This window comes from Egibacteraceae bacterium, assembly GCA_040905805.1.
Classification (GTDB): Bacteria; Actinomycetota; Nitriliruptoria; order Euzebyales; family Egibacteraceae; genus DATLGH01.
The window spans coordinates 1-22112 of the sequence record JBBDQS010000114.1 but is presented as its reverse complement, the minus strand read 5'-3'; the positions used below and the strand labels follow the sequence as shown (position 1 = coordinate 22112).

Annotated in this window: 26 protein-coding genes; 18 read left to right on the top strand and 8 right to left on the bottom strand. The window is 73.1% G+C overall.

Translation table 11 applies throughout. The features are described 5' to 3' along the window. The first annotated feature begins 158 nt into the window (after positions 1-158). The 7 genes from WD250_12830 to WD250_12800 all read left to right on the top strand — a co-directional run bounded on the left by WD250_12830 (position 159) and on the right by WD250_12800 (position 4829). Positions 159-1148: a metal ABC transporter substrate-binding protein gene (locus WD250_12830; protein ID MEX2621090.1), complete on the top strand. Its 990-nt coding sequence runs from the start codon at positions 159-161 to the stop codon at positions 1146-1148. Positions 1149-1154: 6 nt separating this feature from the next. Then, on the top strand, positions 1155-1898 hold the full coding sequence (locus tag WD250_12825) for an ABC transporter ATP-binding protein (GenBank protein MEX2621089.1): 744 nt from the start codon (positions 1155-1157) through the stop codon (positions 1896-1898). Continuing rightward, positions 1895-2752, top strand: a complete 858-nt coding sequence (locus WD250_12820; protein ID MEX2621088.1) for a metal ABC transporter permease — start codon at positions 1895-1897, stop codon at positions 2750-2752. The genes WD250_12825 and WD250_12820 overlap by 4 nt, the downstream gene beginning before the upstream one ends. Continuing rightward, positions 2749-3159 carry a Fur family transcriptional regulator gene (locus WD250_12815; GenBank protein ID MEX2621087.1) on the top strand — a complete coding sequence of 137 codons (411 nt, stop codon included), beginning with the start codon at positions 2749-2751 and terminating at the stop codon, positions 3157-3159. The genes WD250_12820 and WD250_12815 overlap by 4 nt, the downstream gene beginning before the upstream one ends. 20 nt (positions 3160-3179) lie before the next feature. Next, positions 3180-3971: a Sir2 family NAD-dependent protein deacetylase gene (locus tag WD250_12810; protein MEX2621086.1), complete on the top strand. Its 792-nt coding sequence runs from the start codon at positions 3180-3182 to the stop codon at positions 3969-3971. Between the two features lie 31 nt (positions 3972-4002). Continuing rightward, on the top strand, positions 4003-4230 hold the full coding sequence (locus WD250_12805) for a hypothetical protein (GenBank protein MEX2621085.1): 228 nt from the start codon (positions 4003-4005) through the stop codon (positions 4228-4230). 110 nt (positions 4231-4340) lie between these two features. Further along, positions 4341-4829 carry a MarR family transcriptional regulator gene (locus WD250_12800; protein MEX2621084.1) on the top strand — a complete coding sequence of 163 codons (489 nt, stop codon included), beginning with the start codon at positions 4341-4343 and terminating at the stop codon, positions 4827-4829. 7 nt (positions 4830-4836) lie between these two features. Here the strand turns inward: WD250_12800 and WD250_12795 are convergent, their stop codons facing one another. Together WD250_12795 and pyk are read right to left on the bottom strand one after the other, a co-directional pair. Next, on the bottom strand, positions 4837-6234 hold the full coding sequence (locus tag WD250_12795; GenBank protein ID MEX2621083.1) for an FAD-dependent oxidoreductase: 1398 nt from the start codon (positions 6232-6234) through the stop codon (positions 4837-4839). A 25-nt stretch (positions 6235-6259) separates the two neighbouring features. Further along, on the bottom strand, positions 6260-7699 hold the full coding sequence (gene pyk, locus WD250_12790) for a pyruvate kinase (GenBank protein ID MEX2621082.1): 1440 nt from the start codon (positions 7697-7699) through the stop codon (positions 6260-6262). Positions 7700-7803: 104 nt separating this feature from the next. Between pyk and upp the strand changes: the two genes are divergently transcribed. Continuing rightward, complete coding sequence (upp, locus tag WD250_12785) at positions 7804-8427, top strand: uracil phosphoribosyltransferase (GenBank protein ID MEX2621081.1); 624 nt, start codon at positions 7804-7806, stop codon at positions 8425-8427. Between the two features lie 14 nt (positions 8428-8441). On the opposite strand, the gene WD250_12780 is transcribed toward upp, so the two are convergent. The 4 genes from WD250_12780 to WD250_12765 all read right to left on the bottom strand — a co-directional run bounded on the left by WD250_12780 (position 8442) and on the right by WD250_12765 (position 12690). Beyond that, positions 8442-9719, bottom strand: coding sequence for a caspase family protein (locus tag WD250_12780; protein ID MEX2621080.1), 1278 nt, complete (start codon positions 9717-9719; stop codon positions 8442-8444). A 131-nt stretch (positions 9720-9850) separates the two neighbouring features. Beyond that, entirely contained in the window at positions 9851-10705 is an 855-nt protein-coding gene (mshB, locus tag WD250_12775; protein ID MEX2621079.1) for an N-acetyl-1-D-myo-inositol-2-amino-2-deoxy-alpha-D-glucopyranoside deacetylase, read from the bottom strand. Between the two features lie 9 nt (positions 10706-10714). Continuing rightward, positions 10715-11992: a HAMP domain-containing sensor histidine kinase gene (locus tag WD250_12770; GenBank protein MEX2621078.1), complete on the bottom strand. Its 1278-nt coding sequence runs from the start codon at positions 11990-11992 to the stop codon at positions 10715-10717. Beyond that, positions 11989-12690: a response regulator transcription factor gene (locus WD250_12765; GenBank protein MEX2621077.1), complete on the bottom strand. Its 702-nt coding sequence runs from the start codon at positions 12688-12690 to the stop codon at positions 11989-11991. The genes WD250_12770 and WD250_12765 overlap by 4 nt, the downstream gene beginning before the upstream one ends. Before the next feature lie 152 nt (positions 12691-12842). Here WD250_12765 and WD250_12760 point away from each other — a divergent pair, with 152 nt between their 5' ends. From WD250_12760 to WD250_12745, 4 genes are read left to right on the top strand one after another with little or no spacing between them, the layout of a single operon-like run. Beyond that, positions 12843-13019, top strand: coding sequence for a hypothetical protein (locus WD250_12760; GenBank protein ID MEX2621076.1), 177 nt, complete (start codon positions 12843-12845; stop codon positions 13017-13019). A gap of 27 nt (positions 13020-13046) precedes the next feature. Beyond that, positions 13047-13556, top strand: a complete 510-nt coding sequence (locus WD250_12755) for a DM13 domain-containing protein (protein ID MEX2621075.1) — start codon at positions 13047-13049, stop codon at positions 13554-13556. 25 nt (positions 13557-13581) lie between these two features. Next, a complete protein-coding gene (locus WD250_12750; protein ID MEX2621074.1) occupies positions 13582-14754 on the top strand; it encodes an HRDC domain-containing protein in 1173 nt (390 codons plus the stop codon). Further along, positions 14747-15049 (top strand): 4a-hydroxytetrahydrobiopterin dehydratase, encoded by a 303-nt coding sequence (locus WD250_12745; GenBank protein MEX2621073.1) that lies wholly within the window; start codon positions 14747-14749, stop codon positions 15047-15049. Before WD250_12750 ends, WD250_12745 begins: the two co-directional genes overlap by 8 nt. A 7-nt stretch (positions 15050-15056) precedes the next feature. Here WD250_12745 and ispH read toward each other — a convergent pair whose 3' ends face one another. Further along, positions 15057-16025, bottom strand: coding sequence for a 4-hydroxy-3-methylbut-2-enyl diphosphate reductase (gene ispH / locus WD250_12740; protein ID MEX2621072.1), 969 nt, complete (start codon positions 16023-16025; stop codon positions 15057-15059). Positions 16026-16067: 42 nt separating this feature from the next. On the opposite strand from ispH, the gene WD250_12735 reads away from it, so the two are divergent. From WD250_12735 to WD250_12715, 5 genes are read left to right on the top strand one after another with little or no spacing between them, the layout of a single operon-like run. Next, positions 16068-16730 carry a TrkA family potassium uptake protein gene (locus WD250_12735; GenBank protein MEX2621071.1) on the top strand — a complete coding sequence of 221 codons (663 nt, stop codon included), beginning with the start codon at positions 16068-16070 and terminating at the stop codon, positions 16728-16730. Between the two features lie 4 nt (positions 16731-16734). Next, positions 16735-17406: a TrkA family potassium uptake protein gene (locus tag WD250_12730; GenBank protein ID MEX2621070.1), complete on the top strand. Its 672-nt coding sequence runs from the start codon at positions 16735-16737 to the stop codon at positions 17404-17406. A 4-nt stretch (positions 17407-17410) separates the two neighbouring features. Continuing rightward, a complete protein-coding gene (locus tag WD250_12725; protein MEX2621069.1) occupies positions 17411-17548 on the top strand; it encodes a hypothetical protein in 138 nt (45 codons plus the stop codon). Positions 17549-17551: 3 nt separating this feature from the next. Continuing rightward, on the top strand, positions 17552-19054 hold the full coding sequence (locus WD250_12720) for a TrkH family potassium uptake protein (protein ID MEX2621068.1): 1503 nt from the start codon (positions 17552-17554) through the stop codon (positions 19052-19054). Then, positions 19051-19782 (top strand): hypothetical protein, encoded by a 732-nt coding sequence (locus tag WD250_12715; GenBank protein MEX2621067.1) that lies wholly within the window; start codon positions 19051-19053, stop codon positions 19780-19782. Before WD250_12720 ends, WD250_12715 begins: the two co-directional genes overlap by 4 nt. 45 nt (positions 19783-19827) lie before the next feature. On the opposite strand, the gene nth is transcribed toward WD250_12715, so the two are convergent. Continuing rightward, positions 19828-20574, bottom strand: coding sequence for an endonuclease III (gene nth, locus WD250_12710; protein ID MEX2621066.1), 747 nt, complete (start codon positions 20572-20574; stop codon positions 19828-19830). Positions 20575-20739: 165 nt separating this feature from the next. Here nth and WD250_12705 point away from each other — a divergent pair, with 165 nt between their 5' ends. Beyond that, positions 20740-21999: a lycopene cyclase family protein gene (locus tag WD250_12705; GenBank protein ID MEX2621065.1), complete on the top strand. Its 1260-nt coding sequence runs from the start codon at positions 20740-20742 to the stop codon at positions 21997-21999. Positions 22000-22112: the final 113 nt, after the last annotated feature.

Genomic DNA, 22112 nt, shown 5'->3' with positions numbered 1-22112 from the left:
CCAGTGTAGCACGGGTACACTGCCTTTGCGGGCGCCGCCGCGTGGAAGCCATGGGCGCCCACGGGGCCGGGCCGAGGATGTTGTTGATATTGGCAATGATTGTCAGATTGATCTAGAGTGGTGAGCGTCCCGCGCGCCAGCCACCCGAGGAGCTCCCAATGACCCGCCCGCTCACCGCAGCGCTCGTCGGCGTTCTGCTCACCGCCGGGTGCGGTGCGAGCCCCACCGGGACCGCAGACCGGTCCCCCACCGGGGACGCGACCGCCGCGGTCGGTGACGGCCTGACGGTGGTGGCCACGGTGTTCCCGCTGGCGTGGATCGCGACGCAGGTCGCCCCGGGCGCCGAGATCGCGCTGCTCGGTTCGAGCGGCCAGGACCCCCACGCCCTGGAGATGGGCCCTGCCGACCGGGAGCTGGTCGAGACCGCCGATCTCCTGCTCTACATGGGCGACCTGGACTTCCAGCCCCAGGTGGAGGAGGTCGTGAGAAGCGCACCGGGGGTGACCGTCGCCGTCGCCGACATCGCCGGGGACGCCCACCTGCTCGACGCGGACCACGGACCCGACGACGACCACGGACCCGACGACGGCCACGGACCCGACGACGACCACGGCCACGGCGACGCGGCCGTGGACCCCCACCTGTGGTTCGACGGGCGCGTGATGGCCGACGTGGTCGAGCATGTCGGTCAGACCCTCGCGGGCGTCGATCCCGACGGCACCGCGGACTACGCGGCCAACGCGACGCGGGTCGCCGAGGAGCTGCGGGACCTCGAGGCCGAGATCGACACCCTCCTTCAGGGCTGCCGCCACGACACCGCGGTCGTGAGCCATGCGGCGTACGCCTACCTGCTCGAGCCTCGGGGGCTGCACCAGGAGGGGATCTCGGGGACGGGTGGGCATGCGGACGCCTCGCCGCAGCGCCTGGCCGAGCTGACCGCCCACGTCCGCGAGGAGGGCATCGAGGCGGTGGCGACCGACCCGGTCGAGGGTCGCGCTGACGCCGAGGCGCTGGCGGACGAGGCGAACGTCGAGCTCGTCGAGATCCAAACGCTGGAGGTCGTCAACGACGACCAGGCCGGGGCCGGCTACCCGGCCCTCCTGCGCGAGCAGGCAGCGGCGTTCGCCGACGTGCTCGGGTGCGGGTAGGCCGTCGTGTCCGCCCCCGCCCTCGAGTTCGACCAGGTCACCTTCGGGTACGGGCGCATCCCGGTGCTCCGCGAGGCGTCGCTGACCCTCAAGGAGGGGGAGTTCGTCGCCGTCATCGGCGCGAACGGGTCCGGCAAGACCACGCTCATGCGTCTGGGTCTGGGCCTGCTGCAGCCGTCGCACGGCACGGTGCGGCTGTTCGGGCGCCCGATCGGCCGGTTCCGCGACTGGGGCAAGGTCGGGTACGTGCCGCAGCGCGCCAGCGGGGCGAGCACCGTCCCGGTCAGCGTCGAGGAGGTGGTGCACACCGGGCTTGCCGGCCAGCTCCGGTTGTTGCATCGCATTCGCCCCGCCGACCGCGAGCGCATCGAGCACGTCATCGACCTGCTAGGGCTGGCAGCCATCCGCAAGGAACCGATCGGGCAGCTGTCGGGCGGGCAGCAGCAGCGCGCCCTGATCGCCCGGGCCCTGGTGACCGCCCCGCGCCTGCTGGTCCTGGACGAGCCCACGACCGGGGTGGACGCCGATGCCCGGGGCGTGCTCCGCGAGTCCCTCGAGCATCTGGTCCACGTCGAGGGGGTCGCCGTGGCCTACATCAGCCACGACCCGGAGGGGTTCGCCGGGCTGGCCGACCGTGTCGTGGAGCTGCGTGCCGGGCACATCGCGCTGTGCGACGACCCGAGCGTGCACGGGCATCCGCACGAGCCGGTCCTGCCGCCCGGGTCCAGCGAGCAGGGTCCGCGCCGATGAGGATGCTCGAGTTCGGCTTCATGCAACGGGCCCTGATCGCCTGCACGGTGGTCTGCGGTGTCGCGCCACTGGCCGGCGCGTTCGTGGTGCAGCGGCGCCAGAGCCTGGTCGGTGACGGGCTCGGTCACGTCGCGTTCGCCGGGGTCGGGCTGGCCTTCCTCCTGGGGGTGAGCCCCATGGCCGGGGCGCTCGTGCTGACGGTGCTCGCGGCGGTGATGCTGGTCCGCCTCCAGCGCGGCGGGTTGGCCGGGGACCTCTCCCTGGCACTGATCTTCTACGGCGGGATCGCCCTCGGCTTCCTGTTCGCCCAACGCTCTGGCGCCGGGCTGAACACGCTCCTCGGCTTCCTGTTCGGCAGCCCGTTGAGCCTGGCGTGGTCGACGGTGGCGGCGATCGTGGCGCTGTCGCTGACGACCGCCGCGATCATGCTGGTGCTGTACCGACCGCTCGTCGCGCTGGCGTTCGACGAGCAGGCGGCCCGGGTCTCGGGAGTGCCGACCGACCGGCTCGTCCTGGCCCTCACCGTCGTCGTGGGCGTGATCGTCGTGGGCGGCATGAACGCCATCGGTCTCCTGCTGATCGCCGCCATGATGGTCGTCCCGGTGGCGGCGGCATCCCAGGTGGCGCACAGCTACCGGGGTACCATGGCCACCGCTGCAGGCATCGGTGTCGGCAGCGCGCTCGTGGGTCTCACGGTCGCGTTCTACGCTGACTACACCCCCGGCGCGTCGATCGTCCTGACCGCGATCGCGTCATACGCGCTCGCGGTGGTGGTCCGTGGGCTGCGCGGTCGCAGCCTTCCCCGGCTGGCGAAGGCCGGCTACGACGGACGCGCACACAAGGAGACCGGGTGACCCAGGCATCGGACGAGGCCCTGCGGGGCGCGAACCTGCGGGCGACACGTCAACGGCGAACCGTGTTGGAGGCCCTGCGGGAGCGTCCCGATGCGGTCACCGCCCAGGACCTGCACATGGAGCTTCGCCAGGCCGGCGAGTCCATCGGGCTCACCACGATCTACCGCACCCTGACCGCCCTGGCCGATGCCGGCTTCCTGGACACGTTCACCCGCGAGACCGAGCAGGCGTTCCGGCTGTGCGGCGACGTCCACCACCACCATCTTGTCTGCGAGACCTGCAACCGCGTGGAGGAGATCGCCGCCGACGAGGTCGAGCGCTGGGTCAGCGAGGTCGCCAGCCGCCGTGGCTACCAGGTGACCGGGCACCGCGCCGACATCTTCGGCGTCTGCCCCGCGTGCACGTAGCGGTGGGTCGCCCAGCCGCCATGGAGCGCCACGATGCCTGGCAGCCGCTGGCCGAGCTGCTCGCCGACGCCCGCGCCGCCGTGGCGTTCACCGGTGCGGGCGTCTCCACGGAGTCCGGCATCCCGGACTTCCGGTCGCCGCAGGGCGTGTGGGCCCGGTACGACCCCCGCGACTTCACCTTCTCCCGCTACGTGGGCGATCCCGTGGTGCGCGCTCGCGCGTGGCGGATGCGCCGGGAGTTCTGGGCCGACGACCCCCGGCCGAACCCGGCACACGGGGCGCTGGCCGACCTGGAGCAGGCCGGTCGGCTGCTCGGGGTCGTCACCCAGAACATCGACGGGCTCCACCAGGCCGCGGGCTCACGGCAGGTCGTGGAGCTCCACGGCACCTCGCGGGAGGTGATGTGCCTGGGCGCGGCCCCCCGGGCGGGGACCCCCGACGGCTGCGGGTGGCGGGGTCCGACCCGGTGGGCGTTCGACGTGATCGACTGCGGGGTGGCTGATCCCCGATGCCCGACGTGCGGCGGCATCGTCAAGTCCGCGACGGTGAGCTTCGGGCAGAACCTGTTCCCGGGCGTCCTGGAGCGGGCATCGACCCTGGTCGAGGCCGCCGACCTGGTGATCGCGATCGGGTCGTCGCTGCGGGTGCGCCCGGCCGCGGACCTCCCCGCCGCTGCCGTCCGGTCGGGCACCGCGCTGGCGATCGTCAACGACGAGGCCACCCCGCTTGACCAGATGGCCGATCTGGTGGTGACCGGCCGCGCCGGCTCGGTGCTACCCGCCGCGACCGCTGCGGCCATCGGTCGGCCATGACCAGCGCCACGCGCCACAGCGAGGTGCAGCCATGAAGGCGCGCTACGCGATCCGCATCACCGCGGCGGACGTCGGGCGCCGGGTCAGCGTCCGAGCCCGCACGCACAGCCGGCCGCCCGCCACCGACACGGTGGGGGTCCTGCGCGCGTGGGAGGACGCCACGCTCGTCGTGGAGCGCCGTGACGGCACGGTCGCCCGCCTCCCGGAACGCGACCTGCTGGCCGCTCGAGTGGTGCCCGATGCCCCGCCTCGGCGGTAGCCTGTCGGCGGACCCCCGCCCGCGCAACCGGCAAGGCCGCATCCGTGCCCTACCCCGACGACCCCGTCCCGCCCCGGCCGCGCAGGCGCACCGCACCCGGGACGCATCCGGTGGAGCTGCAGCGCCTGGCATTGCAGGAGCGGACCCATCCGGATTGCGAACCCCTGCAGGTGCAGACCGTCATCTGGCTGTTGCGCGCCGCCAGCGCCGTGCTGAATGCCCAGACCGACGAGCTTCGCCCCCTGGGTGTCTCCCCCAGCGGCTTCAACGTGCTCATGGCGCTGCTCAACACCCCCGGGCACACGCTGGAGCCGCGCGACCTCTCCGACCGCCTGCTGGTCAGTCGCCCATCGGTGACGGGACTGCTCGACACCCTGCAAGGCAAGGGTTTCATCACCCGCCGCACACACGACCAGGACCGCCGCCGCGTTCTCGTGGCGCTGACCGACATGGGCCGTAGGCTGCTCGAGCAGCACTTCCCCACCCACTATGCGGAGCAGAAGGCACTGCTGGCGGCACTGTCACCCGACGAGCAGGCGACGCTCGTCACGTTGCTGCGGCGAGTCCGCGGCGCACTCCCCCAGTCCCTGGAGGAGTGACCGGCGCTCACAGCTGCGGGGACAGGTCGAGACGCCGCACGAGCTTGCGCGCGGCGACGGCCAGCAGGTCCCACACCCCGCCGAACGGCGGGGCGTAGGCGAGGTCCAGCAGCTGCGCCCGCTGCACCGTGACCCCGAGCTGGCACCAGGTCGCCGCAGTGTCGATGCGCTTGCCGACGTTGCCGGTGCCCACCAGTTGCGCCCCGAGCACCCGCCCGGTGCCGACCTCGGCGAGCATCTTGACGGTCACGTCCCCGGGATCGGGCATGTAGCCGGCGCGGGCGGTGCCGGTGAACCGCACCGCGGCGTAGTCGATCCCGGCGGCTGCCGCTTCGCGCTCATTCACGCCGGTGCGGGCGACCTCGGTGTCGCACACCTTCGTGACCGCGGTACCCACCAGCCCGGGGAAGAGCGCTTCGGCCGGTGCCGGCGCAGCGCCCAACGCCGCGGCGAGGTGCAACCCGGCGATCTTGCCCTGCTTGTTGGCGTGCGTGCCGAGCTGGACGTTGACCGGACGGCCGCTGACCACGTTGGTGGACTCCACGCAGTCGCCGGCCGCCCAGATGCACTCGACGCTGGTCCGCATGGCCGCGTCGACCTCCAGCGCCCCGCTCGGGCCCAACGCGCAGCCGGCGCTCCGGGCGACGGCGACGTTGGGGCTGGCACCGACCGCGATCACGACGAGGTCGGCGACGTGGGTCCCCGCGTCGGTGACCACATGACGGCACCCCTGCTCGTCACCCACGACCTCCGTCAGGGTCTCACCGAGCGCCACGCGGACGCCGAACCCGCGCAACGCCGTCTCGACCGGTGCGGCCATGTCGGCGTCGAGGCTCGGCATCACCTGGTCGCCCCTGTCGACCAGGGTGGTGTCGAGCCCGCGCCGGACGAGCGCCTCGGCCAGCTCCAGGCCGATGTACCCGGCGCCGACCACGACCACGGACCGCACCTGGGGTTGCTCGGCATCGAGCAGGGATCGCAGCCGATCGCCCTCGTCCAGGGTGTGCACCACCGCCGCGTAGCGCTGCACCCCGGGGACCGGCGGGACGACGGGATGCGCGCCCGCGGCGTACAGCAACGCGTCGTAGGGCTCGTCGCGCTCCCGTCCCCCGTCCAGGTCACGAACCCGCACGGTGCGGGCCGCGGCGTCCACGGACCGCGCCTCGGTACGGGTGTGCACCGTGATGCCCGCCGCAGCGAACTCGTCGGGACGGCGCACGACCAGGTCGTCGGCGGTGTCGATCAGTCCCCCGACGAGGAAGGGGATCCCGCACATCGAGTAGGAGGTGTGGGGGCCCCGCTCGACCACCGTGACCGCCGCGTCGGCGACCGCCCGCCGCACGTGGCTGGCCGCGGTCATGCCGGCGGCGTCGCCGCCGACGACGAGCAGCCTGCGCCCGGCCACGGTCAACCTTGCCGGGGCACGGCGATCAGCTCCAGGCCTCGTCACCGATCTTGTGGACCATGATGCGGTTGGTGCCACCATGGCCACCGGGCCGCCCGGAGACGATCACCACCTGGTCCCCCTGGGAGGCCCATCCCCCGTCGACCAGCGCCCGCTCGGCGGCGGTCGTGAAGTCCAGGCCGGAGTCCTTCATGGGCACCAGCATCGACTCGGTTCCCCACATCAACGCCGTGCGGCGCCGGGTCGTGTCCTGCGGGGTGAGGCCCAGCAGCGGCATCTCCGGGCGGTACTTGCTGATCCGCAGCATCGACCGGCCCGAGATCGAGTAGCAGGCGATCGCCGCGGCGTGGATGTCGCGAGCGACCTCGACCGCCGCCCGCGCGACCACGCGCCCCACACCCAGCTCCTGCGGCGGCGGGGCCGGCGGGTTGACCAGCTGGGGCGAGCGCTCGGCGACCTCGATGATGCGGGCCATGGTGCGGACGGCCTCGACCGGAAAGTTGCCGGCCGCCGTCTCTCCCGACAGCATGAGCGCGTCGCTGCCGTCGAACACGGCGTTGGCCACGTCGCTGGCCTCCGCGCGCGTCGGCCTCGGCGAGTTGATCATGCTCTCCAGCATCTCCGTGGCCGTGATCACCGTCTTCATCTGCGCGCCGGCGTCGGCGATGATGCGCTTCTGGATGGCCGGCACCTGCTCCGGGCCGATCTCCACGCCGAGGTCGCCGCGGGCGACCATCACCGCGTCGCTGGCCGCGATGATCTCCGGCAGCCGGTCGATCGCCTCGGGGCGCTCGAGCTTCGCCACGACGGGGCACTCCCCCCCGGCTTCGTGCACGCGCGCTCGGGCCTTGACGACGTCGTCGGGATGGCGCACGAACGACAGCGCGACCCAGTCGACACCGATCTCCAACGCGCAGGCGAGGTCCGCGACGTCCTTCTCGGTCATGCTCGGCGCCGACACCGCGACACCCGGCAGGTTCACCCCCTTGCGGCTGTGCGCCGTGCCGCCCGCGACGACACGCGCCCAGACACCACCAGGCTCCACACGCGACACGACCAGGCGCAGGAGCCCGTCGGCGATCAGGATCAGCGCCCCCGGAAGCACGTCGTCCCCCAGCGCGTCGTACACGACGGGCAGGGCGGGCATCCCCTCGCTGGAGTAGGACGCCAGCGCATCCCGGCCGGGCACCAGGAAGACCTCCGCTCCCGTCGGCACCTCCACCCCGCCGTCGGGCAGTACCCCGAGACGGATCTTCGGACCCTGCAGGTCCGCGAGGCTGCCGACGTTGCGCCCCAGGCGGTCGGCCAGCTCCCGGACCATCTCCAACCGCCGGGCGTGGGTCTCGTGATCACCATGGGAGAAGTTCAGGCGCACCACGTCGATGCCGGCTTCCAGCGCGGCGCGCAGCTTGTCGCGCTCGTCGAGGGCCGGTCCGAGCGTGGCCACTATTTTCGCCCTTCGCATCGTGTCATCGTAGAGGCACGGCGGGCGGGCGCGAACAAGGCGGCCCAGTGAGGTCGCTGGGGCACCGGCAGGCCCACCGGCCCGGTTGTGGAATGCTGTGCCCCATGGAGGCCGTCACCGTCGTCGCCCACCCCCTGGCCGGTGACCTGCTCGCGCGGCTGCGGACCGCCGACACGCCCCCGGAGCGGTTCCGCCACCTCGCCCGACGCCTGGCCACCGTGCTCGTGCTCGAGGCGACGCGGTCGCTGGCGACCCGCGAGACCCCGGTGCGCACCCCGGTGGCGGCCACGACCGGGCGACAGCTCGCCGGGTCCGTGGTGGCCGTGCCCGTGCTGCGTGCCGGCCTGGGCATGCTCGAGGCTGCCACGGACCTGCTGCCTGACGTGTCCGTCGGCTACGTGGGCCTGCAGCGCGACGAGACGACCCTGGAGCCGAGCACCTACTACGTCAACGTGCCGGCCATGCGGGGCCGGCCGGTGCTGCTGCTCGACCCGATGCTGGCCACCGGCGGCTCCGCGGTGGCCGCGGCGCGGTTGCTCAAGGAGCGGGGTGCGACCGACATCCGACTGGTCTGCGTGGTGGCCGCCCCCGAGGGCCTCGACCGCGTCGCGGCCGAGCACCCCGACGTCCCGGTCGTGTCTGCGGCGGTCGACGAGCGCCTCGATGATCGCGGCTACATCGTCCCCGGCCTCGGCGACTTCGGGGATCGCCTGTACGGCACGGCGTAGCCGTTGCCCGCCGCCTACCGGAGGGGCAGGCGGTCCGTCAGGCCACCCGGCAGCAGCCGGCCCAGCAGCGAGCCCCGCTCGCCGTCGGAGGGCGGGGCGGGGGCCGCGGGAGCAGCCGGCGCACCGGGGGTCGGGGGTGCGCCCGTCACGGCGATCGGGAACGTCCGGCCGCCGAGGCCGTCGGCCAGCACGGGGTGCTGTGCCCCGTAGGGCTGCTGTCCCGCGGTCTGGGCGGTGGCCCGGGGTGCGGCCCACCGGAACGCCTCCTGCACGCTGACGCGGCCATCCCCGTCCTCGTCGCCCTGCCCGTTGCGCAGCGCGCCGGTGTACAGATGGTTGCCCATGACCGAGCGACCGACCGCGGGGTCCTCGTAGGCCTTGCCCTGGACGTTGGAGGCGTAGGTCACCAGGCGGCCCGCACCCTCCAGGCCGGGCGCGGCCAGACCGGCCGCGTGGCAGCCGTTGAGGCCCATCCACATCCGGTCGGCCTGCACCGCGCCGAGCATACGGCCGAGGTCACCGGCCCAGATGAAACGGTTGTCGGCGGGCCACAGCGCGGTCACCCCCGAGTCGTGGCGCATGTGGCCCGAGTAGCTGAAGACGACGGTGGAGCGATGGTCGGTCGAGCGGATCAGCCACTCGATGGCCCGCACGACGCGGTCGTGCGTCGCCTCGTGGTCGGTCAGGGTCAGCACCTGGTCGCCGCGCCAGCCCTCGCGGTAGAGCGTGTCCCGCAGCATGTGCGCGTCGCCGACCGACCCGATGGTGCTGGTGGTGCGGCCCATGTAGTCGTTGACGCCGATGATGACCGCCCAGTGGAAGGTCGACGGCTCGCCGGCACGCTGGCTGGCGGCGGCATGGGTCGGGTACTCCCGGGCGAAGGTCTGCTGGCTGGCGCTGCCGGGACCGCTGGCGGCCACCAAGGTCGGGGGAGCCTGGGCGGCGGCCTGGTGCGACGGCTCGGGCGGTGCGCCGGGGTCGGGCATGACCAGCCCTCCGGCGGCATCGTCGAGCACCGCGGTGGCCGCGACGCCGGCGGACGGACGCGCGACATCGGCCGGGGCCGGCGGGGTGGTGGGGCCGGGCACCGGGTCGGCGACGGGGGGGACGCGCTGCCCACCGCCGGCACCGCCGGCCGCGGGCCCGCTGCCGGCCGCACCCAGCGTGGCGGGGGCCTCATTGCCCGGCCCACCGCCGACGACGAGCAGCCCGGCGGCCATCTGCACCACGAGCATGACCAGGAGCACGACGCGCAACCGGTGCCCCGCCAACCGCCGTGTGGCTGTCTCCATCGCACATCCTCCGAGCTCTGTCCGGCACGCCTCGGGCCCCACCCGTGTTCGGAGTACCCTAGCGCCAGACCGGCGCGCTGCCCAGGCGACTGCCGTTCCCTGGGGCGGGCGCCATCGGAACGATTCACGGGTCAGCGCAAGCCGGTGAACAGGTCGTCCTCGGTGTCGGGGACCGCCACCGAGGAGCGCTGGCGGACGAACCACTCCTGTCCGAACGCCTCCTGTCGGAACTCGGCGGGGATGTTCAGGAAGAACGACTCGGGGCCGATCTGGGAGGCGTGGGCACGCAGCGCCGCCCACTTGCGCTCCAGCCACGGGCGGACGTCCACGGTCGTGGTCACCTGCTCGTCGGGGGTACCGAAGGCCACCTTGTCGGCGTCGGTCTCGTCACCGAAGGGCGAGGGCATCCCGTGGCGGGGCAGCTCGGCGTTGGCCAGGGCCACGAACGAGCGCGGCATGGTGCCGAGGTAGAGCTTGCGCACCATCCAGGGGTCCCCCGCGTCGGGGAAGAGCTGGGCGACCGCGCAGGCTTCGGCCGCCACCAGCGCGACCCGATGGGCCTGCACGTGGTCGGGGTGGCCGTACCCGCCGACCGCGTCGTAGGTCACCAGGACGTCGGGCAGAAACGCCCGGATCTGGGCAACGAGCCGGCCCACCGCCTCGTCGAACGGAGCGCGCCAGAACGACTCGGGGTCGTCGTTGCCCTCCGTGCCGACCATCCCCGAATCGCGGTAGCCGAGGAACCGCGGCTCGCCCGCGCCCAGCAGTGCCAGGGCGGCGGTGAGCTCCTCGCGGCGCACCTCGCCCAGGCGCGGACGGACCTCGTCGGGATCCATGCCCGCACCGACGATCTCGCCGCGCTCCCCCCCGGTCGCGGTGACCACGGCCGTGCGGATCCCCTCGTCGGCGGCGCGTGCCAGCACCCCGCCGGTGGTGATGACCTCGTCGTCGGGGTGGGCGTGCACGCACATCAGCGCAAGCGACATCGCGGCAGCCTACCCCGGCGCGGCCGGTGGCGGCACCGGGGTCAGGGACCGCCTGCGCCGGTCCGCCCCCCGACGCGGTGGCGCCTCCCGAGCGGTGCCGGGGGCGAGCGGGAGGCGGAACGCGACCGTGGTCGCGTCGGTCTGCTCGATCCAGATCTCGCCACCGTGCGCGTCGACGAGCTCCCGCGCGATGGCGAGTCCCAGGCCGGCCCCGCCCCCGTCGCGCGACCGGGCCGCGTCGGCCCGCGCGGACAGGTCGAATGCCCGCGCGACGAACTCGGGGGGAAAGCCCGGCCCCTCGTCGCGCACACGGGTGGTGGCCGACGAGCCGTCCGTCTCGACCGTCACCTGCACGACGGTGCCCACCGGCGCATGCCGGACGGCGTTGTCGAGCAGGTTGCGCAGCACGCGATCGAGGGCTCGCAGGTCGCCCGCCACCGGGGCGGCCCCGCCGCCGGCGCACGCCACCGAGACCTCGCGGCCGGCAGCGAGGGGGATGACGGCCTCGACCGCACCGTCGGCCACCTCGAACAGGTCCAGCGGCGTCCGGTCTAGGGGCAGGTCACCCGCGCGCAGCCGGACCAGCACGAACAGGTCGCCGACCATCCCGCTCAGCAGGTCGACGTCTCCGGCCATCGACCGCAGGTACCGCTCAGGATCGGGGGCGACGCCGTCCTGGATGGCCTCGATCGCCGCCCGCAGGCTCGCCAGCGGCGTCCGCAGGTCGTGACCGATCGAGGCGATCAGCAGGTGGCGGGAGGCCTCGTCGCGTGTCCGCTCCTCCTCGAAGCGTGCCAGCTGGTCGACCATGCGGTCGAGCGAGTCCGCCAGGGCACCGACCTCGTCACGGCGATCGATGTGGGTCCGCACGTCGCGGTCACCGTCCGCGACGCGGCGGGCGGTCGCAGCGAGCTGGCGCAGGTCGGCCGTGAGCGGCTCGGTGACGCCGATCGCGACGAGCAGCCCGAGGCCCGCCCCCATCGCCAGGGCCGCCACCACCACGCGCACACCGGGCGGCGCGAGCACCATCGCCGCTGCCGACGCCGCCACGACCGCTCCGGCGATGGTCACCGCGGACGTCGCGACCAGCAGCATGGTCCACCGCAGGGACGGCAGACGGCGGTGCAGGCGGGTCAGCCACCAGCAGACCAGCCCGGCGACCACCACAGCCGCACCGAACAGGCCGTACAGCGCCAGCCGCTCGTCGGGCGTCGGGCGCATCGCCACCTCGCTGACGATCAGGGCCAACCCGACGGCGACCACCCCGACCGCGAGGGTCGCTCTCACGGCTGGAACCGGTAGCCGACCCCGCGGACGGTCTCCAGCCGGCGCGGCCGTGCGGGGTCGGCCTCGATCTTCTGGCGCAGGTGACCGACGTGCACGGTGACCGTGGCCGGGTCCTGCCAGGCAGCCGAGGAGTCCCACACCTGCTCCAGCAGCTGCGCCCGCGTGTAGACCTGCCGGGGGGAGCGGACGAGGAAGGCGAGCAGGTCGAACTCGCGCCGGGTCAGCTGCACGGGCCGACCGGCCACGCGCACGTCGCGGGTGGCCTCGTCGACCTCCAGGTCCCCGAAGCGCAGGGCTCCACGCGGTGGCGGGGCGCCGGCTCGACGCAGGACGGACGACACCCGTGCGGCCAGCTCACGCGGAGAGAACGGTTTCACCACGTAGTCGTCGGCGCCGAGCTCCAATCCGAGGACGCGGTCGGACTCCTCGCCTCGGGCGGTCAGGACGATCACCGGCGTCTGGCTTCGGGCCCGCAGCTCGCGCAGCACGCCAAGGCCGTCGACGCCAGGCAGCATGAGGTCGAGCACGACCAGGTCGAAGGGCCCGCCTGCCAGATGGCGCAGGGCGTCGGAGCCGTCGGCGGCGACCGTGACCTCATGGCCGTCGTGTTCGAGATAGCGCGTGACGACCTCGCGGACCATCGGCTCGTCGTCGACGACGAGGACCCGCGCGCACGGCGCCGACACGGAGGTGGACACCACCGCATCGTAGGCATGGCGCCACCCCTGCGGCCAGGGTCGCGTCCGTATTTCGCGGGACTTCACAATCCCTTTCTCCTGTGTTGCGACGCACGCGGCTGACTGTGCAGGCGGCCCGACCGGGCCGTACGAGCATGACCAAGGAGGTCACCATGCACCGCAGCAGACTCGCCACGCTGGTCCTGGCCGGCGTGCTGGCCCTGACAGGCTCGGCCTGCGGGGAGGACACCGCGGACACACCCGCGGACGAGGAGATGGAGGAGCCCATGGACGAGGAGAGCATGGAGGACGAGACCATGGAGGACCCGATGGACGACGATACGACGTGAGAGGATGGGCTGCTGTTCGACCAAGTCGTGGACGACGAGTTCCCTGCGGCGCAGCCCGAGAACGGCGCGCAGGCCGGGGACGACGGCGGGGCGGCGGACGACGCGGGGGCGAGCGAGGCACCGGACCCGGAGGACGGCGCCGGCGCCGAACCCGATGCGGACAGCGTGGCGGTCGAGGAGCCCGCCGGCCCCCGTGCGCTGTCGACGGGCTCGTTCGCGTCGCGCAACCGGTACACCGTCACCGGCAGGGCGACGGTGTTCGAGCTCGACGACGGTACCCGCACGCTGCGCCTGGAGGACTTCGAGTCGACCAACGGGCCGGACCTCTTCGTGTACCTGACCGCGGCGGACTCCGCCGACTCGGACCCCGATCTGAACGCCGACTTCGTCGATCTGGGGGTGCTGCGCGGCAACGTCGGCGACCAGAACTACGAGATCCCCGCAGACGTCGACCTCGATCGCTACGACAGCGCGGTGATCTGGTGCCGACGGTTCTCGCGGGGGTTCGGCGCTGCCGACCTCGCCACGGCCGGGTGACGGCTCGGCCCCCTATCCTGGGGGCATGGCACTCGAGGAGCTCACGCTCGCCGACACACCCGCGCGTCTGAGCGCGGCCCTGGACAGCCTCCGGGAGCTCCCGGTCGTGGGTGTGGACGTGGAACGCTCCGACTGGGACCGCTACTACCGTGCCGCCGCGCTGATCCAGATCGGTGGCGAGGGCAAGGCCATCCTGGTGGACCCCCTGGCCCTGGACGACCTCTCCGCCGTCCAGGAGTTCCTCGACGGCCGGGCGACGGTGCTGCATGCCTGCGACAACGACCTGGAGCCCCTCGCGGCGGTCGACGTCCGCCCGCCGCACGTCGAGGACACCGCCGTGGCGGCGGCCGTCCTCGGGCTGCCCATGGGCCTGGAGGCCCTGCTCGGCGAGCTCCTGGGCATCGAGCTCGCCGGCGACAAGTCCGCGATGCAGCGCGCCGACTGGGAGGCGCGCCCCCTGAGCGAGAAGATGCAGGCCTACGCCGCGGGCGACGTCGCGGACCTCCCGGCGTTGTGGGCCGAGATGGATGCGCGCCTGCACGCGGCCGGGCGAGCGTCCTGGTATCGCCAGGAGATGGCCGCCGCCCTCGCCCTGCCGCCGGCCCCGGCCCGCCGCGCCTGGACCCGCACGAAGGGCGCCGGGCGGCTCAACCGGCTGGCCCGCGCCCGGTTCCGTTCGCTCTGGGAGACGCGCGAGCGTCTCGGTCGCGACACCGACACCGCCCCGGGGCGCATCGCTGGGGACAAGACCCTCCTCGACCTCGCCACCACGCCGCCTGCGGCAGTGGCGGAGCTCGGACGCCGGGGCGTGCGCCGGCAAGCAGTCCGCGAGTTCGGTGACGAGCTGCTCGCCGCCGTCTCGGCGACCCAGTCGGACGGCGCGCACAGCGAGGACTCCCCCATGCGCAGCGGTCGCCGCCCCACCGAGACCGACCGCGACCACGCGGAGCACCTGCGTGCGCTGCGCACGGAGCGCGCCGAGCAGCTCGGCGTCGCCGCCGGTGTGCTGTGCCCCAACCGCACGCTGCTGGCGGGCCTGCTGGCCGACCCCGAGACGCCGGAGCAGCTCCGAGCGTCCTTGGGGCTGCGCGACTGGCAGTGGGAGCAGCTCGGCGACGCCTTCTGCGAGGCGTTGGACCTCACCGGACCGGGAAGGCCCGCACCGGTCACCCCCCAAGGAGGCCCCGACGATGGCTGACGTGCTGAACCCCGATGCCCTCCACCACGGTCTGGACACGCTCGACGGCTGGACGGGCACCCTGGAGGGGATCACCAAGACCTTCACGTTCGCGGACTTCGCCGAGTCGATGCGGTTCGTGAGCTGGGTCGCGGACCTGGCGGAGGACGCCAACCACCACCCCGACATCCACGTGCGCTGGAACACGGTGCGCCTCGACCTGGTCACCCACTCCGCCGGCGGGGCCACACAGGCGGACCTGGACCTCGCCGAGAAGATCGAGCAGATCCCCGGGCCGGAGGCCGACGCGAGCTGAGGCGCAGCTACTGGTGGAGCGGCAGCCGGCGCAGTCCCGCGGGCAGCGCGAAGTGCATGTCCTCCTCGACCACCTCCAGCGGCTCGACGACCGCGCCGCCGGGCCGATCCTTGAGCCGGGTGACCACCTCGTCGATCAGCGCTTCCGGCGCGCTCGCCCCCGACGTGAGTCCGAGGGTCGCCACCCCGTCCAGCCACTGATCCTGGATGGCCCCGGCATCGTTCACCAGGTACGCCGCAGGCACACCCGAGGCGAGCGCGACCTCGACCATGCGCTGGGAGTTCGAGGAGGTGTCGGACCCGATCACCAGGACGAGGTCGCTGCGCTCGGCGAGGACCTTGGTCGCGTCCTGCCGGTTCTGCGTGGCGTAGCAGATGTCGTCGCCGCGCGGGCCGCGGGCGTTCGGGTAGCGCTGCCGCAGCCGGGCGATCACCGCGCCGGCCTCGTCGACGCTCAAGGTGGTCTGGGAAACGTAGGCCACCCGGTCCGGATCGGGCAGCTCCAGGGCGTCCACGTCCTCGGGGGTCTCCACCAGCCAGATCGACCCGGGTGCGTGGCCCATGGTCCCGATGACCTCCTGATGCCCGTCGTGGCCGATCAGCACCACCGAGTAGCCGGCCTCGGCGTAGTGGCCGGCCTCGAGGTGCACCTTGGTCACCAGCGGGCAGGTCGCGTCGATCGTGCGCAGACCGGCATCGTCGGCGTTGCGCCTGACCTCGGGGGCGACGCCATGTGCGCTGAAGACCAGCAGCCCGTCGGGCGGGACGTCGCGCTCGTCCTCGACGAACACCGCGCCCTTGCGCTCGAGGTCGGCGACCACATGCGTGTTGTGCACGATCGCATGGCGGACGTAGACCGGGGGCCCGTACACGCGCAGGGCCAGCTCGACGATCTCGATGGCCCGGTCCACGCCGGCGCAGAAGCCACGCGGCGCGGCGAGCAGGACGGACAGGGGTGGCGGGGATGAGGAGTTCACCGCGCCCAGTATAGGCAGGTTGCGGTGGCATACTGCCGGGTCATGCATGTGATCATCGGAGGCTGCGGACGGGTCGGGGCGGAGCTCGCCGACCGCCTGTCCGACGACGGGCACGATGTCGTCGTGCTCGACATGTCCGAGGCGGCCTTCGACCGGATCGGATCGACCTTCAACGGCGAGACGGTCACCGCCGACATCACCGACAAGGACGCGCTCATCCAGGCGGGCATCGAGCACGCGCACGCGCTCATCGCTGTCACCGACCTGGACAACGCCAACCTCATGTCGGTCGAGATCGCCAAGGAGCTGTTCGGCGTGCGCAAGACCGTCGCCCGCCTGTTCAACCCGGAGCGGGAGCAGTCCTATCGCAAGATCGGCGTGCACTACGTCTCGGGAACCCGGCTCGTGGCCAAGGCGATCATGAACGAGCTGCAGGCCGGCACGTTCCCGCTGCACGTGGGGTTCGAGAGCGACGTGGAGGTGGTGGAGATGCGGGTCCACGCGGGGGGGCACGGGGTGACGGTCGCAGAGCTCGAAGCCAGCGGCAACGTGCGGGTCGCGGCGGTGCAGCGCGGCCTGCGTCCGCGCATCCCCGCGCCTGACGACCGGTTGCAGACCGACGACCTGGTCGTGGCGGCGGTCGGTCGGGGGGCCCACAAGAAGCTGCGGCGCCTGGTCGAGCACCCCTTCGCCGAGGACCTGTAGCCGCGTGTACGTGGTCATCGCCGGTGGCGGTAAGGTCGGGCGGTTCATCGCCGTCGAGCTGCTCGCCGAAGGGCACACGGTCACCATCATCGAGAAGGTCGAGCGCCGCTGCGAGCAGCTGCTGCGCGACCACGATCTGCTCGTGATCCACGGCGACGCCTGCGACGTCCGCTACCTGGAGCAGGCTCGCCCGGAGCGCGCCGACGTGTTCGCGGCGACCACCGGCGACGACGACGACAACTTCGTGGCGTGCCAGCTGGCCTTGACGTCCTTCGAGGTGCCCCGCGCGATCGCGCGGGTCAACAGCCCCCGCAACGAGGAGATCTTCGCGCGCATGGGCATCGAGGCGGTGTCCACGACCACGCTCATCTCCCGGCTCATCCGCGAGGAGGTGACCGTCGGGGACCTGATCCACCTGGCCACGCTCCAACGCGGCAAGGTCAACCTCGTGGAGATCGACATCCCGTCCACCGCGGACTCCCCCGGGCAGAGCGTCGCCGACCTGCACCTGCCGGAGCAGTCCGTGCTCGTCTGCATCTTCCGGGGCCCCGGGGACAAGATCATCATCCCACGCGGCGATACCCGCTTGGAGCCCGAGGACCGGGTGATCGCCCTGACCACGCCGGAGCTGGAGGACGAGCTCCGCACCGCAGTCCTCGACGACGAGGGGCAATAGCGCGATGCGCCGCCGGCAGAGCCAGAGCGCCGAGTCGCTGATCCGGGGAGGCCTGGTCGGTATCGGGCTGGTGACCGCCGCCACCGTCGGTCTGGCCGCCGTCGCGGGGCTGATCGCCCTGATCGTCTCACTGCTCTACTAGGCGATGCTCTTCCGACCCTCCCCCGACGACCTGCGGGTCATCGGCCTCTACACCGGCAAGGTGGTGTACCTGCTGGGGGCGGCCATGCTCGTGCCGTTCGTGGTAGCGGTGGCCGCGGGGGAGGCCAACGACGCCTTCGCGTTCCTGATCGGCGCCTCGCTGGCGATCATCGTCGGCGCGGCCAGCCAGCTCCTGCGCACCCGCACCACGCTGGACGCCGCCCGCGGCCTGGCCGTGGTCGGCGGGGCGTGGATCGTCGCGCCGGTCTTCGCCGCGGTCCCGCTGCTGCTGTCCGGCCACTACACCTCCTACCTCGACGCGTACTTCGAGGGGATGAGCGGGTTCGCCACCGTCGGCCTCACCCTCGTGAACGACCTCGACCACCTGTCCCGCAGCATGAACCTCTGGCGCCATCTCCTGCACGTCCTGGGCGGACAGGGGATCATCCTCGTGGTGCTCACCATCTTCGCGAGCGCCGGCGCCGCGATCGGCACCCTCTACACCGGCGAGGGGCACAAGGAACGGATCCTGCCCAACGTCGTCCACACCGCCCGCTTCGTCGCGCGGGTGGTCGTCGCCTACGGGCTGATCGGCACGAGCGTGCTGTGGTTGCTGCTGTGGCGCAGCGGGCTCGAGGCCGCCACGGCGCTCTACCACGCCGCCCTGCTGTTCATGACCGCCTTCCACACCGCGGGTTTCGCGCCCCAGTCGGCCAGCGCGGCCTTCTACCGGTCCCAGCCGGTCGAGGTCGCCCTGATGGTCCTGATGGTCGCCGGGGCGTTCAGCTTCGCATTGCACTACCAGCTGTGGCTGGGACGTCGCCGCGAGCTGACCCGCAACCTGGAGACCCGCACCCTGGCCCTGTCGATCGTCGTCATCTTCTCGATACTGGCCACCGGTCTCGCCCGAGCCGGCACCCACACCGGTTTCGCCGACCTGTTCCGCGTCGGCTTCTTCCAGACGATCAGCGCGCACACGACCACAGGCCTGACGACCGTGCCCGAGCGCCTGCTCGTGACGGACTGGGGGGCGCTGGCGCCGGCGATGCTGGTGACGGCCATGGCCCTCGGGGGCATGGCCGGGTCGACGGCGGGTGGCATCAAGGCGATCCGCATCGGGGTGCTGCTGAAGGGCCTGCGGCGCGACCTGCGCAAGGTGCTCCTGCCCGAGAACGCCGTGGTGGTCGAGAGCTTCCACTCGACCACGCGCCGGATCCTGCGCGACGACCTCGTGCGCGGGGCCGCCACGATCCTGCTGCTCTACCTGATGCTCTACCTGGGCGGGGGGATCCTCGGGCTGTTCTACGGCTACGAGCTCACCCTCAGCCTGTTCGAGAGCACGGCGGCGGCCGCCACCGGCGGGTTGTCCGTCGGCATCGTGCGACCCGCGCTGGAGTGGCCCCTCAAGGTCGTCTACATCGCGCAGATGCTGGTCGGCCGCCTGGAGTTCCTCGCGGTCTTCGCGCTGGGCGGCTACCTGCTCTCGATGTTCCGGGCGCGCACATGAGCCGCGACCACCGCGAACCCGTCCGCCGGCGGCGCGTGCTGGCCGGCACCGCAGTCGCGCTGGCGTTGCTGGCCGGGCTCGTCGCGCTGGCCGAGGGGTTGCGCCACCCCCCCTCGCGGGGTCACCCGCCCGTGGAGGACGGGGCGGCCGCCGGTGACCCGCGCGTGCCCCTGGACTGCCCCGAGCCGACACCGGACGAAGCCCGCGAGCGCCCCCCGGCGACCATCGTCCCGCGGGGGGAGCCCGTGGACGTGTCCTCCACCGAGCTGCTCAACTGCCCGGAGCACTACGACCGGCGCATCGTGCGCTACCAGGGGGAGGCGATCGGGGGGCTGCTGCCGCGCCGGGACGGCACGTGGGTGCAGGTCAACGACGACGTGTACGCGGGGCCGCTCGGACCGCTGCCCGGTCACCGCCGGTACCAGGGCGCCAACACGGGCGTCGGTGTGCGCCTCCCACCCGGACTGGCCGCTGAGATCACCACCGTCGGGGGGCCGCACGTCCGCGGTGACCGGATCGAGGTCGTCGGTGTGTTCCGCCGTGTGGATCCGGGATCGCGGGAGGTCACGGTCGTGCACGCGGATTCGCTGGCGGTGATCGAAGCCGGCCGCCGACACCCCGATCCACCGATGGGAGGCCGCCGGATCGCGGCGGGCATCCTCGCCGTCCTGGCCGTGGCCATGGGCGCCACCGAGCGCGTCATCGCGCGGCGCCGCCAGCGGCGCTAGCGGGCTGTCGGGTGGCAAGGAGCTGGGACTGGTGGCCCCGGCGGGTCACGAGCCGCCCATGCCGACCGCCTGCCCGGCGAGGTCGCGGCACCCGGCGAGCTGTGAGGACGGGCACAGGTCCTCCACCACGCAGTCGGCGCACCGCGGTCTGCGCGCGTCGCACACCCGCCGCCCGTGGAGGATGATGGACAGGCTGGCGTGCGGCCAGTCTGCTTTGGGCAGCAGGCGCATGAGGTCGCGCTCGATGCGGGCAGGGTCGGTGTGGCGGGTGAACCGCAATCGCCGGGACAGCCGCTTGACGTGCGTGTCCACGGCGATGCCCGCGTCGGGGTCGGCCGCGTGGGCGTCCGGGTCGACGGCGCCGAGCACCACGTTCGCCGTCTTGCGCGCCACACCGGGCAGGGCGATCAGCTCGGCCATCGTGCGGGGGACCTCACCGTCGTGGCGTTCCAGGAGCGCCTGGCACATGCCGCGCAGGCTGCGGGTCTTCTGCCGGTAGAACCCGGTCTGGTAGATCGCCTGCTGGAGCTCCTCCTCGGGTGCGGCGAGGTACGCCTCGGGTCCGGGGTAGGTCGCGAAGAGGGTCGCGGTGATCTCGTTGACCTTCTTGTCGGTGGACTGCGCCGACAGGATGGTGGCGACCAGCAGCTCGAACGGGGTGGTCCAGTCCAGCTCGACGATCCCGCCGTCGTACGCCTCGCGCAGACGCGCCCGGATGGCCGGCGCGCGCTGCGCCTTGGGACTGCGCCGGTGCAGGTCCTCGCCCTCGGTCACGCCAGCCTCGGGAGCCATCGGGCAAGTGTAGGGGTCACGACCGGGCGGGCCACTCGGCCCCGCCTCGGCTCCGGGCCCAGTGGATACCCTGGCGTCCATGAGCGAGATCCGGAGCCGCTGCACCTGGGCGCTGCGCTGCCACGGCACCCAGGCGTTCGTCCGGGCCGTGCCACCCGCCACCTGATGGGGACACGCGGGGACCTCGTCGTGGTCGGCAACGGACCAGCAGGCTTGGCGGCGGCGGCGGCCTGCGCCGAGCAGGGGCTGGACGTCACGGTTCTCGCCCAGGACCACGACGCCCCCTGGCCGCAGACGTTCGGTGTCTGGGTCGACGAGCTGGCGGGGCTGGGGCTGGACGACATCGTGGCCGAGCGCTGGGCCACTGTCGCCGTCCGTCTCGGGCAGACGCCGGCGCACCGCCTGGAGCGTGCCTACGGTCGACTCGACAACCGCCACCTGCGGGCGGCGCTGGAGGCCCGCTTGGAGCGGGCGGGTGGGCGCCGCGTGACCGGCCGGGCGGTCGACGCCGAGCACGGCCCCGCGGGTACGGCGGTGCGCACCGCGTCCGGCGAGCGACTGCGGTGCCGCCTCGCCATCGACGCGAGCGGACATCGCCCCGCCCTCCTCGCCGCTGGGCGGGGTCGCCCACCGGCGGCGCAGACCGCCTTCGGCATCGTGGCGCGGTGCTCCTCCCCGCCGGTCGCGCCGGGGACGATGATGCTCATGGACTACCGCGACCCGTCCGGCGGCGCCGCCGCGCCCGGACCGCCGACCTTCCTCTATGCGATGCCCATGGGCGGGGGCTGCCACCTCCTCGAGGAGACCGTGCTGGCCAGCAGGCCGGCGCGGGAGCCGGGGTGGCTGCAGGCACGGCTGCGCCTGCGCCTGGACACCCTCGGTGTCCGGGTCGAGGAGCGCGTGGCCGTCGAGCGGGTCCACATCCCCATGGGCGGTCCGCTCCCCTCCCCGGGACAGCGCGTGGTCGGGTTCGGCGCTGCCGCCGGGATGGTCCACCCGGCAACCGGCTACCAGGTGGGCGCGGCGCTGGCGCGAGCCCCGCATCTCGGACGGGCCCTGGCGGGCGCACTCGACGACCCTGGTGCGACCCCGGCGGGTGTGGCGGCCGCGGGCTGGCGCGCCGTGTGGCCTCCGGACCTGCTGCGCCAGCGCGCCCTGCACACCCTGGGGCTCGAATCGCTCCTGCGGTTCGGTCCCGAGGACACCCGGGCGTTCTTCGGCGCGTTCTTCGACCTGCCGCCCTACCGCTGGCGCGGCTTCCTGTCGGGCGAGCGTTCGGTCGGTGCCCTGGCCGCGACGATGCTGGCGCTGTTCGCCGCGGCGCCGCCGGGCGTCCGCACCACCTTGGCTTCCACCGCCGTGCAGCACCCTGAAGTGCTGCGGGCCGCGATCCGTCCGACGCCGGCGCACCCCTCATCCTCATGAGCACCATGGCCGAGCACGCCCGCAACCTCGACGCCGATCCGCGGGCCTCCCTGCTGGTCTATTACGGTAGGGACCGTCGTTGCCGACGGCCCCCCGTGCAGATCCCGGCGTGC

Bases quoted from the DNA above. Each gene is read 5' to 3' on its own strand.
- WD250_12745 (MEX2621073.1), top strand. From the start codon at position 14,747: ATGGCTGACGTGCTGAACCCCGATGCCCTCCACCACGGTCTGGACACG.
- WD250_12725 (MEX2621069.1), top strand. From the start codon at position 17,411: ATGCGCCGCCGGCAGAGCCAGAGCGCCGAGTCGCTGATCCGGGGAGGC.
- pyk (MEX2621082.1), bottom strand. From the start codon at position 7,699: ATGCGAAGGGCGAAAATAGTGGCCACGCTCGGACCGGCCCTCGACGAG.
- WD250_12735 (MEX2621071.1), top strand. From the start codon at position 16,068: ATGCATGTGATCATCGGAGGCTGCGGACGGGTCGGGGCGGAGCTCGCC.
- nth (MEX2621066.1), bottom strand. From the start codon at position 20,574: ATGGCTCCCGAGGCTGGCGTGACCGAGGGCGAGGACCTGCACCGGCGC.
- mshB (MEX2621079.1), bottom strand. From the start codon at position 10,705: ATGTCGCTTGCGCTGATGTGCGTGCACGCCCACCCCGACGACGAGGTC.
- WD250_12805 (MEX2621085.1), top strand. From the start codon at position 4,003: ATGAAGGCGCGCTACGCGATCCGCATCACCGCGGCGGACGTCGGGCGC.
- WD250_12760 (MEX2621076.1), top strand. From the start codon at position 12,843: ATGCACCGCAGCAGACTCGCCACGCTGGTCCTGGCCGGCGTGCTGGCC.
- WD250_12750 (MEX2621074.1), top strand. From the start codon at position 13,582: ATGGCACTCGAGGAGCTCACGCTCGCCGACACACCCGCGCGTCTGAGC.
- WD250_12715 (MEX2621067.1), top strand. From the start codon at position 19,051: ATGAGCCGCGACCACCGCGAACCCGTCCGCCGGCGGCGCGTGCTGGCC.
- WD250_12830 (MEX2621090.1), top strand. From the start codon at position 159: ATGACCCGCCCGCTCACCGCAGCGCTCGTCGGCGTTCTGCTCACCGCC.
- WD250_12820 (MEX2621088.1), top strand. From the start codon at position 1,895: ATGAGGATGCTCGAGTTCGGCTTCATGCAACGGGCCCTGATCGCCTGC.
- WD250_12705 (MEX2621065.1), top strand. From the start codon at position 20,740: ATGGGGACACGCGGGGACCTCGTCGTGGTCGGCAACGGACCAGCAGGC.
- upp (MEX2621081.1), top strand. From the start codon at position 7,804: ATGGAGGCCGTCACCGTCGTCGCCCACCCCCTGGCCGGTGACCTGCTC.
- WD250_12780 (MEX2621080.1), bottom strand. From the start codon at position 9,719: ATGGAGACAGCCACACGGCGGTTGGCGGGGCACCGGTTGCGCGTCGTG.
- WD250_12810 (MEX2621086.1), top strand. From the start codon at position 3,180: ATGGAGCGCCACGATGCCTGGCAGCCGCTGGCCGAGCTGCTCGCCGAC.
- WD250_12720 (MEX2621068.1), top strand. From the start codon at position 17,552: ATGCTCTTCCGACCCTCCCCCGACGACCTGCGGGTCATCGGCCTCTAC.